The 14,850-nt window shown below is 68.9% G+C and carries 13 protein-coding genes; 6 read left to right on the top strand and 7 right to left on the bottom strand.

Going from position 1 to position 14,850, the window contains the following annotated elements; genetic code table 11:
* Positions 1-23: 23 nt before the first annotated feature.
* The 6 genes from lnt to kdd all read right to left on the bottom strand — a co-directional run bounded on the left by lnt (position 24) and on the right by kdd (position 7,592).
* Positions 24-1,586, bottom strand: coding sequence for an apolipoprotein N-acyltransferase (gene lnt / locus EV644_RS28840; RefSeq protein ID WP_132192106.1), 1,563 nt, complete (start codon positions 1,584-1,586; stop codon positions 24-26).
* 620 nt (positions 1,587-2,206) lie between these two features.
* On the bottom strand, positions 2,207-2,608 hold the full coding sequence (kal, locus tag EV644_RS28845) for a 3-aminobutyryl-CoA ammonia lyase (protein WP_241998938.1): 402 nt from the start codon (positions 2,606-2,608) through the stop codon (positions 2,207-2,209).
* The gene (gene kamE / locus EV644_RS28850) at positions 2,605-3,363 is read right to left on the bottom strand and encodes a lysine 5,6-aminomutase subunit beta (protein ID WP_132192107.1); all 759 of its coding nucleotides are present in this window, start codon (positions 3,361-3,363) and stop codon (positions 2,605-2,607) included. Before kamE ends, kal begins: the two co-directional genes overlap by 4 nt.
* On the bottom strand, positions 3,360-4,928 hold the full coding sequence (gene kamD / locus EV644_RS28855) for a lysine 5,6-aminomutase subunit alpha (protein ID WP_132192108.1): 1,569 nt from the start codon (positions 4,926-4,928) through the stop codon (positions 3,360-3,362). The genes kamE and kamD overlap by 4 nt, the downstream gene beginning before the upstream one ends.
* Positions 4,925-6,526, bottom strand: coding sequence for an amidohydrolase (locus EV644_RS28860; protein ID WP_132192109.1), 1,602 nt, complete (start codon positions 6,524-6,526; stop codon positions 4,925-4,927). Before EV644_RS28860 ends, kamD begins: the two co-directional genes overlap by 4 nt.
* A 4-nt stretch (positions 6,527-6,530) precedes the next feature.
* Positions 6,531-7,592 (bottom strand): L-erythro-3,5-diaminohexanoate dehydrogenase, encoded by a 1,062-nt coding sequence (kdd, locus tag EV644_RS28865; RefSeq protein ID WP_132192110.1) that lies wholly within the window; start codon positions 7,590-7,592, stop codon positions 6,531-6,533.
* 165 nt (positions 7,593-7,757) lie between these two features.
* On the opposite strand from kdd, the gene EV644_RS28870 reads away from it, so the two are divergent.
* The 3 genes from EV644_RS28870 (at position 7,758) to EV644_RS28880 (ending at position 9,840) form a co-directional block, all read left to right on the top strand.
* Complete coding sequence (locus tag EV644_RS28870; protein WP_132192111.1) at positions 7,758-9,224, top strand: KamA family radical SAM protein; 1,467 nt, start codon at positions 7,758-7,760, stop codon at positions 9,222-9,224.
* 87 nt (positions 9,225-9,311) lie between these two features.
* A complete protein-coding gene (locus EV644_RS28875) occupies positions 9,312-9,647 on the top strand; it encodes a DUF4288 domain-containing protein (protein ID WP_132192112.1) in 336 nt (111 codons plus the stop codon).
* Positions 9,648-9,657: 10 nt separating this feature from the next.
* Positions 9,658-9,840 (top strand): hypothetical protein, encoded by a 183-nt coding sequence (locus EV644_RS28880; RefSeq protein WP_132192113.1) that lies wholly within the window; start codon positions 9,658-9,660, stop codon positions 9,838-9,840.
* 123 nt (positions 9,841-9,963) lie between these two features.
* Here the strand turns inward: EV644_RS28880 and EV644_RS28885 are convergent, their stop codons facing one another.
* Entirely contained in the window at positions 9,964-10,404 is a 441-nt protein-coding gene (locus EV644_RS28885) for an Lrp/AsnC family transcriptional regulator (RefSeq protein ID WP_132192114.1), read from the bottom strand.
* Between the two features lie 207 nt (positions 10,405-10,611).
* Here EV644_RS28885 and EV644_RS28890 point away from each other — a divergent pair, with 207 nt between their 5' ends.
* From EV644_RS28890 to EV644_RS28900, 3 genes are read left to right on the top strand one after another with little or no spacing between them, the layout of a single operon-like run.
* Positions 10,612-11,538 carry a 5'-3' exonuclease gene (locus EV644_RS28890; RefSeq protein WP_132192208.1) on the top strand — a complete coding sequence of 309 codons (927 nt, stop codon included), beginning with the start codon at positions 10,612-10,614 and terminating at the stop codon, positions 11,536-11,538.
* 58 nt (positions 11,539-11,596) lie between these two features.
* Positions 11,597-12,793, top strand: coding sequence for a M20 metallopeptidase family protein (locus EV644_RS28895; protein ID WP_132192115.1), 1,197 nt, complete (start codon positions 11,597-11,599; stop codon positions 12,791-12,793).
* 19 nt (positions 12,794-12,812) lie between these two features.
* Positions 12,813-14,846: a hypothetical protein gene (locus EV644_RS28900; RefSeq protein WP_132192116.1), complete on the top strand. Its 2,034-nt coding sequence runs from the start codon at positions 12,813-12,815 to the stop codon at positions 14,844-14,846.
* Positions 14,847-14,850 lie beyond the last annotated feature (4 nt).

Genomic DNA, 14,850 nt, shown 5'->3' on the forward strand with positions numbered 1-14,850 from the left:
TCCGGTGTCCCGGCCAGGGAAAGTCAGGCCGGGACCTTTTCGCGGCTGGGCGTCGACGCCGGTGGGGTCTCCGGGCCGTCGCGGCGCTGGCGTCGCGCGAACAACGCCAGCACTGCCCCCATGATCCCCAGGCCGGTCAAGATCCACTGCGGCCAGCCGCCGAGGGTGGTGGCCAGCGTCTTGGCATCGCGGACCGGGACCTGGGCGACATACACGTCGGGGACGAACTGCGACGACTTGTGCTCCACCTTGCCGTCCGGCTGGATCACGCCGGAGATGCCGCTGGTCGAGGCGATCAGCACGGTCCGGCCGGTCTCGATCGCGCGCATCCGGGTGATCGCGAACTGCTGCTCCGGCTGACCGGTGCCGCCGTACGTCGCGTTGTTCGTCTGCACCACCAGGACCTGCGCGCCGCCCTTCATCACGTCCGCCACCACGCCGTCGTACGCGACCTCGAAGCAGATCACGTCGCCGTAGGTGACGCCGTTGATCGGCAGCACGCCGGGGGTCTTGCCGGGCGCCGTCTGGCGGCCGACCATCTCCAGCCGCTTGATGTAGGGCAGCAACTGGTCGCGGAACGGGATGTACTCGCCGAAGGGCACCGGGTGCCGCTTGGCGTAGACCTGGCCAGCACCCTTGACCGGATCCCAGACGATGCCGGTGGTCTGGCGCTCGTTCGGTCCGGGACCCTCGAGCACCGCGCCGACCAGGATCGGCACGTTGACCGCCTTGACGGCCTCCTCGATGTCCTGCTTGGTCTCGGCGTCCTTGTAGGGGTCGATGTCGGTCGAGTTCTCCGGCCAGATCACGACGTCCGGCTTCAACTGCGTCCCGGCCTCCACCTGCTTCTGCAGGTCGAGCGTCGCGGTCAGGTGGTTGCGGGTGACCGTGCGGGCGCGGCCGAGGAACTCCAGCCCCTTGCCCGGGACGTTGCCCTGCACCATCGCCGCGGTGACGTCCTTGCCGTTGCCCTCGGTGGACAGCGAGATCAGCGAAGCGCCGCCGAAGATCGCGATCGCGCCGACCAGCGCGACCGCCCGCAGGCCGAGCCCGCTCTTGCGCCGCAGTACGGCGTAGAGGAGGACGCCGATGAGGGCGACGGCGAAACTGAGGCCGGGGATGCCGACCAGCGAGGCGAGCTTGCCGAGCGGCGAGTCGGCGAAGGCCCAGGCGAGCCGGCCCCACGGGAATCCGCCGAACGGCACCGAGGCGGTGGCGAACTCCGTGGCCACCCAGAGGCAGGGCACCCAGAGGATCCAGAGTTTGTGCTTCAGCGCCTGGCTCGCGAACATCCCGAAGACGCCGTAGAAGAGGCCCTCGAGGATCGCCAGCGCGATCGCCGCGTCCCCGCCGATGATGCTCAGCCACGGGACCAGCACCGCGTAGTACGTGATGCCGAAGCCGGAACCGATCAGGAAGCCGGCCTTCATCGAGACGCCGTTCAGCGCGGCGAGCAGCAGCGGTACGGCGAGGAAGGCGAGCCACGGGTGGTCGTGGGGCTCGAAGGCCAGGCCGAGCAGAGCACCGGCGCCGACGGCCACGATCAGCCTCGGCAGGATCCGACCCAACGCCTTCAGCCGCTCCACTCAGGTACCCCTTCGCATCACCGTCCCGGCACACACCGGTCGCACGACGGTACAACGTACGACGGACCGGGATGTATCCGGTCAGTAGCCGTGAGGTGCACGGCAGGGGATACGAGACCGAACGGACCTCATCAGCGTAGCGAGGGCTCGGTAGACGTAGCGGGCGCTCCGGCCCGAGCGTGGTGCCGAGGTCGGGTGTTGGCCGGGAAAAGGAAAGAGGCTCGGCGCTCCTTCGGACCAACCGGGGACCCGCTGGTTGCGAGCCCGTCGGCTGTTGTCTACTGGGCGCCGAGCCTCTTCCACCTCTGCCCGCGGGGGGCTTACCACCAGCGATCTCAGCCCCCGTCGACTCAGGCCTGGCACTGGCCTGGTCAGCGTCGCGGGATCATCCGGTGGCCGAACTTCTTGTATCCGTTGGAGAAACGGGATATGACGACTCCCAAAACGATGCGCGTTCGCAGGCGTGGTGTCAACCTCTCCGAGGGGTCCTTCAAGCCGTTGTAACACTTTTTCCTGCCCACCAGGCTTAACGCCGCTCAGTGACCGGGGTCACGTTACAGAGCCGTCTGGGCACTCGCTGTGTTCGTTACCCAGGGCAGCCAACTGTCACCGACAGTGAATCATCCAGCCGGTACGACGACGGTGCCGGTGGCCCGGGTGATCTCCAGCGGCTCGGCCAGCACCTCGGCCGCGGACTCCGACAGATCCGTCCGGCCCCGGCAGACGACGGTCGCGACGAACTCGAGCTCGCGGCTGCGGTTGCCCACCCGGGTGATCGTTGCCTTCGTCTCCACCACGTCGCCGGCCCGCAACGGCTGCAGGAACTGCACGTCGGAGTAGGAAGCGAAAAGCCCCTCGTCTCCGTCGGCCTGGATGCACACCTCGGTCGCGACGTCGCCGAACAGGCCGAGCACGTACGCCCCGTCGACCAGGTTGCCCGCGTAGTGCGCGTGGCTGTACGGCACGTAGCGGCGGTGCGTCACGGTCAGGCCGATCGTTGCCTTGGTCATCGACATGGTCATGCGCTTCTCCGGCTCGGGGTGTGCTTGCGACGGGTGACGAGGGCATCGACCAGGTAGCTGGCCACCTCGCCGGGCGTGGTACCGCGGCCGAAGACCCGGTCCACCCCGAGCTCGCCGGCCATCGCCTCGGTGAAACGGGGGCCACCGGCAACCAGTACCGGCCGGGCGTCCTCGGAGTACGCCTCGCGGAACGCGGCCGACATCTCCTTGGTGTTCAGCACGTGCGCCTCCCGCTGGGTGACCACCTGCGAGACCAGGATCGCGTCCGCCTTCTCCGCTTTGGCCCGCCGGACCAGCTCCGGTACGGCGACCTGGGCGCCGAGGTTGACCACCTTCAGCTCCCGGTAGTACTCCAGGCCCTTCTCCCCCGCGAATCCCTTGATGTTCATGATCGCGTCGATCCCGACGGTGTGAGCGTCGGTCCCGATGCAGGCGCCCACCACGGTCAGCCGGCGGCGCAGACCCTTGCGGATGGCAAGGTTCGCGTCCTTCGGCGACAGCAGCGGGTAGTCGCGCTCGATCACCTCCACCTTGCTCGTGTCGACCAGGTGGTTCACCGGTCCGTAGACGACGAAGAAGGTGAAGTCCGGACCCATCGGCTTGGCGTGCACGACCAGTGCCGGGTCCATCCCCATCTTGTTCGCGAGCTGGATCGCCGCGCCCTCGGCCCGCTTGTCGTGCGGGACCGGCAGCGTGAACGACATCTGCACCATGCCGTCCCCGGTCGTGTCGCCATACGGCCTGACGATGCTCACTGTGCCTCCTCGAGCAGCTCGATCGCGGGGTTGTAGTACTCCGAGGAGCGGCGGGCAACGCCGTCTAGACCGCGGCCGGCGTCCTGCGGGCGCTTCATCAGGCCGAAGGTGCCGTCGCCGATCGCGTTGAGCAGGCCGTCGTCGACGATCCTGTCCAGCAGGTCGATCGACTCGGCGAGCACCTGCCGGGCCCGGTTGGCGATGAAGCCGTCCGGCGCCGGGTGGAAGTCCTCGTGAAGGTTGCCGGCGGCACCCAAGACGTAGCGCACGTTCTGCAGCGCCAGGTCGCGGTCGGAGATCCACGGCGTCACCACGGCCTCGGTCATCATGCCGACCAGCAGGATGCCCTGCCCGGTCATCGCCCCGACCAGGTTGAAGAACCCGTCCAGCAGATAGCCGCGGAACACGTCGCCGGTCATGTGCCGCGTCGGCGGCATCCATTTCAGCGGCGCGTCCGGGAAGAGCTGCCGGGCCAGCATCGCGTGCGCCAGTTCGAGCCGGAACGAATCAGGGATCTCCGGGGTGATCTCGAAGGCGTGCCCGAGGCCCAGCTGCCAGTCCTCGAGACCCGCCTCCTTCGCGAAGTACTCGTTCAGCAACTGTGACACCGTCACCGTGTGCGCGGCCTCGACCGCGTCGGCGGTGGTCAGGTAGTTGTCCTCGCCGGTGTTGATGATGATCCCGGCGCGGGCGTGGATCTGCCGGCTGAACCGCTGGTCCACGAAGGTCCGGATCGGGTTGATGTCGCGGAACAGGATCCCGTACATCGAGTCGTTCAGCATCATGTCCAGCCGCTGCAGCCCGGCCAGTGTCGCGATCTCCGGCATGCACAACCCGGAGGCGTAGTTGGTCAGCCGGATGTACCGGCCGAGCTCGCGGGACGACTCGTCCAGCGCGGCCCGCATCAGCCGGAAGTTCTCCTGCGTCGCGTACGTGCCCGCGAAGCCTTCCCGCGTCGCCCCTTCGGGCACGTAGTCGAGCAGCGACTGCCCGGTCGAGCGGATCACCGCGATGATGTCTGCGCCCGCGCGAGCAGCCGCCTGCGCCTGCGGGATGTCCTCGTAGATGTCGCCGGTGGCAACGATCAGGTAGATCCACGGCCGCTGTTCCGGATCGCCGTGCTTCTTGATCATCCGGTCGCGTTCACGACGCCGCCCGTCGACCTTCCTGAGTCCGGCCGCCGCAGCCTTCCTAGCCGCCGCCCGAGCCCGTACCGCGTCGCGCCCCTCCGGCAGGCGGAACGTCACCGAACCCGTGGCCGCCTTCTGCGCCAGCACCGAGAGGTCCTCGGCCTCACCGCGGACCAGCGCGTCCCACACCGGCAGAGCCAGCCCGTGCTCCAGACCGACATCGGCCCGCACGGTGTCCGCGAGCCGGTTCACCCACGGGATGCCCTCGGTGTCGGCGCCGGCGAGCCCGGCCAACCGCAGTACGGCGCGTTCGACCGAGACGGTGGTGTGCTGCTTGGCGATGTTCACGATCGGCCGCCCGGCCTTGCGTGCCAGGCTGCGGGCCTTGCGCACGGTGACCGGGTCGAGGTCGAGCTTCTTCACTGCACGGGTCACGAGGACCATCCTTCGGAGTCGTACACGATGCGGCCGCCGACCACGGTCCGCCGACAGTCAGGCACGGGTGCCTCATCGCTCAGGTCGGGCAGTACGGGGACGCCCGCCCGCGGGTCCGTCGACCAGGCCGCCACGCGCTGGTCGGGCGTCTGCACGACGAGCTCCGCGTCGCTCTCCCAGACCGCGTACGTCGCCGCCGTACCGGGTGCGAGTACTCCGGCGTCGTCGATCCCGGCGGCTCGCCAGCCACCGCGGGTGTGCGCCGCGAAGGCTGCCCGCACGGTGATCCGCTGGGACTCCTCGTGGTGGAACGCGGCCGCGCGAACCGCCTCCCAACCGCCGAGCTCCGTCACCGGCGAGTCCGACCCGAAGGCCAGCACCACCCCGGAGCGAGCCAGTGAGCCGAACGGGTTCATCCCCGCCCAGCGGTCGCCCACGCGCTCGGCGTACATGTCGCTCGGGCCGCCCCAGAGCCGGTCGAACATCGGCTGGACGCTCGCGACGACGCCGCACCGTGCCAACGTGGCGATCGCGGCGTCGTCGACCATCTCCACGTGCTCCAGCCGGTGGCGCGCGGCAACGAGAGCCTGTACGCCGACCTTCTCGGCGGCGAGTTCGAAGCCCCCGGCGATGTTGTCGAGGGCGACGTCGCCGATGCAGTGGAATCCCGCCTGGACGCCTCGTTCGGTGCACGCGACGACGTGCTCGGCGATCTGCTCCGCCGTGAGATACGCGTGCCCGCGGTGCTCCGCCCGGTCGGCGTACGGGTCGCGGAGCGCGGCCGTGCGTGAGCCGAGGGCGCCGTCGGCGTTGAGGTCTCCGGCCAGTCCGGCGAGGCCGAACTCGTCGATGCGGTCGAACATGCCGGGCTCACCCCAGTACAAGGTGGCGGCCAGACCTGCTTCCTCTGCGGCCTGGCGAACCAGCGGAAGCTCCCACACCGGGCCGATGTGCGGCGCGGCCATCTCGTGAAAGGCGCCGATGCCGCGCTCGGCCATCGCCTTCACTGCTGCGCGCGCGTCCTGCAGCCGCTGGTCCGCTCCGACGAGTTCGCCGAGCGCGTCCCGTACGGCGTGGTTGGCGGCCCGCTCGACGCGGCCACTGGCGTCGTACCCGGCTTGCGAGCTGAGGTTCTTTACCGCGGCGGCGAGGGAGGACGAGACGACGCCGGAGTGGCCGTCGACGCGCGAGAGGTAGACACGACGGCCGTCGGCAGCGCGGTCCAGCTCCTCACTCGTGGGCGGACGACCCTCGGGCCACCTGGTCTCGTCCCAGCCCTGGCCGTCGATGATCTCGTCCGGTCCGAGCGTCTTCGCGAAGGCGGCCAGCCGGTCCAGCGCTTCCGTCAGGCTGGTCGTGCCGGCGAGGTCAAGGCCGGTGAGCAGGGCGCCGGTCTGCGCGGTGTGCACGTGGGCGTCGACGAAGGCGGGGGTGACGAGTTTGCCGCGCAGGTCGATCACCTCGTCCGCGCCGTTCGCGTAGGAGGCCGCGCTGCTGTCGTCACCGAGCCAGGTGACCACGCCGTCGTCGAACGCGATCGCGGTCGCGTGGGGATCGGCGGGTGAGTAGACGGAACCGTTCGTCAGAAGTGTGCGCACAGGGCTAATCCTGCCCCTCCGCCTTCAGCCTGCCCTCGAAGAGGTTGCGCACGCCGGGCTCGGACCGCAACAGGTCGATCGCGTAGTCCGCGTGACCGGGCACATATCCGTTGCCTACAAGCATCGTGACGTCCGCGGCCAGCCCCTCGGCGCCGAGCGCGGCGGCCGAGAACGAGGTCGCCATCGAGAAGAAGATCACCGTGCCGCCGGCGGCCGTCGACAGTACTGCGCCGTGCTCGCAGCCTGGCACGTCGACACAGACGACGGTGATGTTCGCCGGCCCCCCGGCCTCCTCCACAGCCTTTGCGAGCGCGACCGGATCACGAGCATCTGCGAGCGCCACGACGTCGGCCAGACCCGCGGCGGTGAGGCGATCGGCCTCGGCCTGAACCGGCACGATGCCGATGGTCCGGGCGGCCCCCGCACGACGCGCCGCCGCGAGTGACAGCGACCCGCTTTTCCCTGCCCCGCCAATAACTGACACGACAGGCTTTATGTCTTTGTCGACATACTGCTGTACTACGCGAGCGGTCAGCGCGGGCGCTCCGCACACGTCCATCACCGCGAGCGAGAGCTCGGGAACCAGGTCGTCCGGGAGCTTGGCAACGATAGATCGCGCGAAGAGGATCGCGTGTCCGGCGGCCGGGACCTGCTCGCCGCGCCCGTCCCAGTCGGCCAGGCCGTCGGTGATCTGCAGCGGCGTCAACGTCAGCGACACCAGCGTCGCCACCCGGTCACCCTTCTGTACTCCGAGGGGCGACTCGGGGCCGACCTCGTCGACGACGCCGACGAGCATGCCGCCCGAGCCGGTGACGGGGTTCTGCATCTTGCCGCGCGTCCGGACGATCTCCAGCACGGCCGCTCGCACCGCGTCACCGTCTCCCCCGTGCGCCTCGGCCAACTGCCGGTACGACGCGGCGTCCAGGTTGAGCCGCTCGACCGAGATCCGCACCTCGTCCGGCCACAGCTCGGCCCGCGCGTCCAGCCGCTGGGCCGCCTGCGGCAACACGCCGGCGGGCTCGATCACACGGTGCAGTCCTACCGGCGAACCGGGGGTGTCCGACACGGGGTCTCCTTGGGGCAAATGTGGCCAGACTTCGGTTGAGCCGGGCAAAATACTACTGTGGTTGATTCAGAGAGGAAATCTTGCGGTGTTCTAGTGGATCTACCATAAGTTCTATCGCTATCCTCACATGAGACCGACGCCGTAGTGGAGCCCCCTGGAGGACTCGTGACCGATCTGATCAGCCCGGAGCTTGCAGCTGCCGAACTGAACGGGCAGCCGTACGCCTATACCCGGGCCGAACTGGTCGAGCCTGACTGGACCCGGATCCCCGGCTTCAAAGACGTGACCGCCGAGGAATGGCGGTCCGCCCAGTGGCAGCGCTCGCACTGCGTGAAGAACGTCAAGCAGCTGCGCGAGGTGATGGGCCACCTGCTCGAGGAGCGCGTCTACGAGGACCTGACCCGCGACCAGGCCGAGCGCGCCACCATGTCGATGCTGTTGCCCCCGCAGATGCTCAACACCATCGTGCCCAACGATGACTACGCGGGGACCTTCACCGAGGCGTTCTACGCCGATCCGGTTCGCCGCTACATGCTGCCGATGTTCAGTGACCGCCGCGCTGACTGGCCGTCGCATCCCCACGCGACGAGGGACTCCCTGCATGAGCACGAGATGTGGGCCACGGAGGGGTTGACCCACCGGTACCCGACCAAGGTCTTGGCGGAGATCCTGCCGACGTGCCCGCAGTACTGCGGCCACTGCACGCGGATGGACCTGGTCGGGAACTCGACGCCGGTGATCGACAAGCTGAAGTTCACGATCAAGCCGCAGCAGCGCCTCGACGACATGCTCGACTACCTGCGCCGTACGCCGGGTGTCCGCGACGTGGTGGTGTCCGGCGGCGACGTGGCGAACATGCCCTGGCCGCGACTGGAGTCGTTCCTCACCAGCCTGCTGGAGATCGAGAACATCCGCGACATCCGGCTGGCCACCAAGGCCCTGATGGGGATGCCGCAGCACTGGCTCGCCGACGACGTCCGCGCAGGCGTCGAGCGGGTCGCCCAGCTCGGCCGGAAGCGCGGCGTGATGATCGCGATGCACACGCACGTGAACGCGGCCCAGTCGGTCACCCCGCTGGTGGCCGAGGCGACCAAGGCGATGTTCGAGGCCGGCCTGCGCGACGTGCGCAACCAGGGTGTGCTGATGCGCGGCGTCAACGACTCCGTGCCGCAGTTGCTGGACCTGTGCTTCGCGCTGCTCGACGGCGCCACGATCACGCCGTACTACTTCTACATGTGCGACATGATCCCGTTCTCCGAGCACTGGCGGGTCTCGGTCAAGGAAGCGCAGCACCTGCAGCACGGCATCCTCGGCTACCTCCCCGGCTTCGCCACCCCGCGCATCGTCTGCGACGTCCCGTACGTCGGGAAGCGCTGGGTGCACCAACTGTCGGAGTACGACGAGGTCCGAGGCATCTCCTACTGGAAGAAGAACTACCGCACCGGTATCGAGCGGCAGGACCCCGAGGCACTGAACCGCACCCACGAGTACTACGACCCGATCGACACCCTCCCGACCGAGGGCCAGAACTGGTGGAAGCAGCACGCCGGCGACTCCCTCGCCGAAGCCGAGAAGCGCGCGGCCGCCTCCCGGGATGCGGCCGAGTCCCAGAAGTTGCTGCACATCAGCTGAGGTCCCGACAACTGCTGCACATCAATTGAGGGTTTCCCGCTAGTGTCGTCGGACAGGGGACGGCGGCGCTGGCGGGGAGTGGGTTCGATGGGGTGGTACAGCGTCAGGTGTGTGTTCCGGCTCGATGAGGGGCGGGACGCTGATTCGGCGTACGAGGAACGGGTCACGCTGTGGCGGGCCGACGACTTCGAGTCCGCGATCGAGCTGGCCGAGCGGGAGGCACTCGGGTACATCGAGGACACCGACTGGGCGTACCTCGGCCTGGCGCAGTGCTTCTTCCTCGGCGACGACGTGGACAAGATCGTGCCGGGCGTCGAGGTGTTCTCGCTGATCCGCGACAGCGATCTCCCGCCTGAGGAATACCTCGACGAGTTCTTCGACACCGGGACCGAGCACCAGCGCCACAGCTCCTCGACTGACTAGAGTCCCGCCGGTGACCGACCACCTTGCCGCCACCAGGGCGTCGTACGACGCTGTCGCCGCCGACCACGCCGAACTGTTCAAGGACCAGTTGCCGGGGCATCCGTGGGAGAAGGCACTGGTCACCGTGTTCGCCGACCTGGTGCGGGCCGACGGCAACCTTCGCGTCGCCGACCTGGACGGGCATGACGGTTAGTGGGTAGCCAGGACCGCCGGCACCCACCAACCACACACGAATCTCGGGCACGCCGCCTGGCGACGCCGCGTCCGTGAACCAGCGGCGAGGTTGCTGAGTGGTGGCGGTCCGCCGGATCACCAACTAGAGCGCCGGCGGGCGCCGCTCGTACGGCGTGCTGAGGACGATCGTGGTCGTGGTGGAGACGTTCGCGCGGGCGCGGATCACGGCGAGCAGGTTCTCCAGGGCCGCGGGAGTGGCGACCCGGACGATCAGGATGTAGCTGGAGTCGCCGGCCACGGAGTAGCAGGACTCGATCTCCGGGACGTCCCGCAGCCGCTCGGGTGAGTCGTCCGGCTGGGACGGGTCGATCGGGCGGATCGAGATCAGCGCGGTCAGCGGCAGGTCGAGCGCGGTGTGGTCGATGGTTGCCGCGTACCCCAGGATGACGCCCCGCTGCTCCAGCCGCTTGACCCGCTGGTGCACCGCCGACGTGGACAGCCCGGTCGCCTTGCCCAGGTCGGTGAAGCTCATCCGCCCGTCGGACGCCAGCAACGCCACGATCCTGCGATCCAGATCCTCCATTCCGCAGACCCTACTCTGGGAAACCCTTCCCAAGCATTCATCCACCCTCCGCCGGACACCCCGAGGAAGGCGCTCCCACACCACCCACCCTCCCTCCAGTCATCCGGTCGCGCAGGGGTGAGACGGACGAGGTGCGTGGGAATGGTCGGTGGGTTGTGAAAGCATCGCGGCATGGGTGAGACGAGGTCCGCTGCCGGGCAGCGGTTGATGTTGCTGGATACGGCTTCGCTGTACTTCCGGGCGTTCTTCGGGGTGCCGGACACGATGAAGGCCGCCGACGGGACGCCGACGAACGCGATCCGGGGGTTGCTGGACTTCATCGCGCGGTTGGTGGAGAACCACCGGCCGACCCACCTGGTGGCCTGCTGGGACGACAACTGGCGGCCGTCGTGGCGGGTCGCGCTGATCCCGTCGTACAAGGCTCAGCGGGTGGAGTTCGTCACCTCCGGCGGCGACCAGGTGGAGGATGTGCCCGACCGCCTCGAGGTCCAGGTGCCGTACATCCGGGCCGCGCTGGAGGCGCTCGGCATCGCGATCGTGGGGGCCGCCGACCACGAGGCCGACGACGTGATCGGCACGTTGTCGCACCGCTCGAAGATGCCGGTCGACGTGGTCACCGGCGACCGCGACCTGTTCCAGCTGATCGACGACTCCCGCGACATCCGCATCGTCTACACCGCGGCCAAGGGCGTCGGCCGGGCCGATGTGCTCGACGAGAAGGCCCTGCTGGCGAAGTACGAGATCCCCGCCAGCCGGTACGCCGACTACGCCACCCTGCGCGGAGACGCCTCCGACGGGCTCCCGGGGGTGAAGGGCATCGGCGAGAAGACCGCCGCCTCGCTGATCACGACGTACGGCGACCTCGACGCGATCCGCGCCGCCGCGGCCGACCCCGGTACGCCGATGTCGCCGGCGGTGAAACGCAAGATCCTCGAGGCGAGCGACTACCTCGACGTGGCTCCCAAGGTGGTCGCCGTGGCGACGGACGCGCCGGTCGGCACCTTCGACGCGACCCTGCCGACCGAGGTGGCGGACCCGGAGCGGTGGCTCGACCTGGTCGAGCTGCTCGAGCTCGGCGGCAGCGCCCAGCGAGTGATGGCCGCGCTCGACCTCGGCCCGAAGAACCAGGCATGAGCGACCCGGCCCGGATGATCCGGCCGACGAATCTGCCCGCCGAAGTGGAAGGAAACGCGTGACCAGCACCCTCGAACTCGCCCAGCGCTACGGCACCGAGATCATCCAGCTGCGCCGAGCCCTGCACCAGGTCCCCGAGTACGACCTCGACCTGCCGAAGACCCAGGGACTGATCCTCGAAGCCCTGGAGGGACTCGACCTCGAGATCACCCTGGGCAAGGAGCTCTCGGCGGTGACCGCCGTACTGCGGGGCGGTGGCGGCCCTGGTCCGGTCGTGCTGCTGCGCGGCGACATGGACGCGTTGCCGGTGACCGAGCGGGTCGGCGTGCCGTTCGCCTCGACGCATCCGGGGCTGATGCATGCCTGCGGCCACGATCTGCATGTCGCGGGACTGGTCGGCGCGGTGAAGATCCTGCACGACCTGCGCGACCAGCTCGCCGGTGACGTGGTGTTCATGTTCCAGCCGGGCGAGGAGACCACTGGCGGCGCGCCGATCATGATTCGCGAGGGTCTCCTGGAGGCCGCGGGTCGCCTGGTCGACTCGGCGTACTGCCTGCACGTCCAATCGGCGGGCGATCCGCTCGGTGTCTGGAGCAGCAAGGCCGGGCCGCTGATGGCCGCCGCGGACCAGTTGAGCGTGCGGGTCGTCGGCGCCGGGGCACACGGCTCCGAGCCTTTCCGCGGCAAGGACCCGATCCCCGTCCTGTGCGAGATGGTGGTCGCGCTCCAGACGATGGTGACCCGGCAGTTCGACGTCTTCGACCCGGTGGTGCTCACGGTCGGCCGGATCTCCGGCGGCACGAAGGAGAACATCATCCCGGACGACGCGTTCTTCGACGCGACCGTGCGGATGTTCTCCGCCGAGTCCCGGGCCAGAATGCAGGAGGCGAGCGTCCGGCTGATCGAGAACCTGGCCGCCGCGCACGGGCTGACCGCCGAGGCCGACTATCGCGTCGGCTATCCGGTGACGGTCAACGACGAGACCGAGTACCTGTTCGCCCGGCAGGCGATCGTCGACCTGTTCGGCGCCGAGCGGTTCCGTGAACGCGCGCACGCGGAGTGCGGTGCGGAGGACATGTCGTACGTGCTGAACGAGGTGCCCGGCGCCTACGTCAACCTCAGCGCGTGCGGTGCCGCCGACTCGGAGAACGCGGCCGACAACCACTCTCCGCTCGCCGACTTCGACGACTCCGTCCTGCCGGACGCGTCCGGCCTGCTCGCCGAGCTCGCCGTACGCCGCTTGGCGCGCGGCTGATCTCCGCAGCAAACTGACCGTGGCCGACAACGGCGAGGCCCGGCCGATCCTGTGGGACGTCGGGGTCGGCCAGGTGGAGCTGGATCGGGTGGACGGTGCGCCTCTCGCGTTCCGGCATCCGCGACGGCCGACCACGCCCTGGCTGCTGCAGGAGGGCGCCGATCGCTGGCACACCGTGCTGCATCGCTGGGGTCGCGGTTTCGTCATCACGGATCAAGGCACGTTCCGCTGGGGCGCGCCCGACTCCGTCGATGAAGGCGAGGGTGGGCTGACGACGCACGCGAAGATCGGAGACAATCTCGAGCTGGTGGTCACCCGACGCGGCGGCGCGAAGTTGGCCGAGACCTACGAGCTGTGGAATCGCGGGGCGGCGCCGATCGAAGTACGGAGCCTGGCGATCTCCACCCCGTGGCGCGACGTCTACGACTCGGCGCAGGACAGTCTCGAACGTGCCTGCCACGCGCACGTCTGGACCGGCGGATCCTGGGCCTGGGTGCTGGCCGAGCCGATGGACGGCCTCGGACCTGTACTCGGGTTGACGCTGAGCGAGGGTGCTCTGTGGTCGTACTCCGTCGAGTCGCGCAATCCCGATACCGGCTCGAACATCCGCGGCCATCTCATGCTCCAACCCACCGACCATGCTCGGAACCCGACAGCCAACGGCGGCCAGCCCGTGTACTCCGTGCCGCCCGGCGAGGCGCTGTCCTGGAGTTGGACGGTCGGCTTCTACCAAGACCGCGCGGCCTTCCTCGCGACGACTGATCCCCCGATCTCCTTCGACAGCTACAGCGCCGGCCACGACGAGGCCATCATCGGCGTCCTGCGACGGCCAGCCACGGTCGCCATCGACGGAGTACCGGTCGCCACGGATGGGAACGCAGTACGACTCGAACGATCGCGTGCGGGGACGGCCTTTGTCGACGTAGTCGAAGAGAGTCGTCGCACAGCGCGGACAATGCTGCTCTTCACCGACGGCCTCGAGGCGATCGTCCGTCGGCGGGTCCGCGTGCTTCTGGACGCGCATCGCGATCAGCAGGCCGACGGGTTGCGACAGTTCGCGTTCCTCCCGGTCGACAGCAGTACCGGGCTGACCATGCATTCACCCGACTGGCCGGACTGGACCGACGGAGCCGAGCGGGTCGGTATGGCGGTCCTGGTTCAGCATGCTCGCAGACTCGGCTGGGTCGACGCCGAAGAGTCCACCGCCGCGCTCGACGGCTACGCCCGCTTCGCGAGGACCCATCTGATCGAGGCCGACGGCACAGTCCTCCGCGGCAGCGCCGGCGCCTATAACGGATCCCGGCTCTACAACTACCCGTGGCTGGCGCACTTCTTCGCCGATCACGCGGTGATGTTCGATCGGTCCGAAGACCTCGACCTCGCCGTGCGGATCCTGCATCGCCTGGCCGAGCGAGGCGGCACCCACTTCCTCGCGATCGGCTGGGCCGAGGCCGCGCGCCGGGTCGCCGAACTCTGCAGACACGCCGGGGACGACGCCTTGGCGGACCAAGTGGAGCAGCCTTTGCGCGACTCGGCCGACTGGTTCGTCAGCCAGGGCGTGGAGTTGGCAGCGCATGAGGTGAACTACGAGCAGACGATCGTGTCCCCGCTCGTCACCCTGCTCGCCCTCTACGGCCGACCGGACGACGAGGAGCACCGCGCGGCACTCGAGAATGCCGTCCGCTGGTTGATGGCCTTCGGCGGGCCGCAGCCGCACATCCGGCTCAACTCGGTGCCGATCCGCCACTGGGACGGCTACTGGTTCGGCCGGGAGAAGCTCTGGGGCGATGTCTTCCCGCACTACTGGAGCGTCGTGACCGCGACGGCGTTGTCGGCCCTGCCCGACTGGGCGATCACCGAGGCCTCGACCGAGCAGGTACGACGAATCTGGGACGCCTCGCTCGCCGACTTCGCCGCGGCAGACTTTCCGACCTGCGCCTATGTCTTCCCCAGTTGTATCGACGGCCGCCCGGCGGACCGCCCCGACCCACTCTCGAACGACCAGGACTGGGCTCTCGCGCTCCGGCTCCGCTCTCTCCGGACGACACCCTGATCCC

This window comes from Kribbella orskensis (genome assembly GCF_004342085.1).
Classification (GTDB): Bacteria; Actinomycetota; Actinomycetes; order Propionibacteriales; family Kribbellaceae; genus Kribbella; species Kribbella orskensis.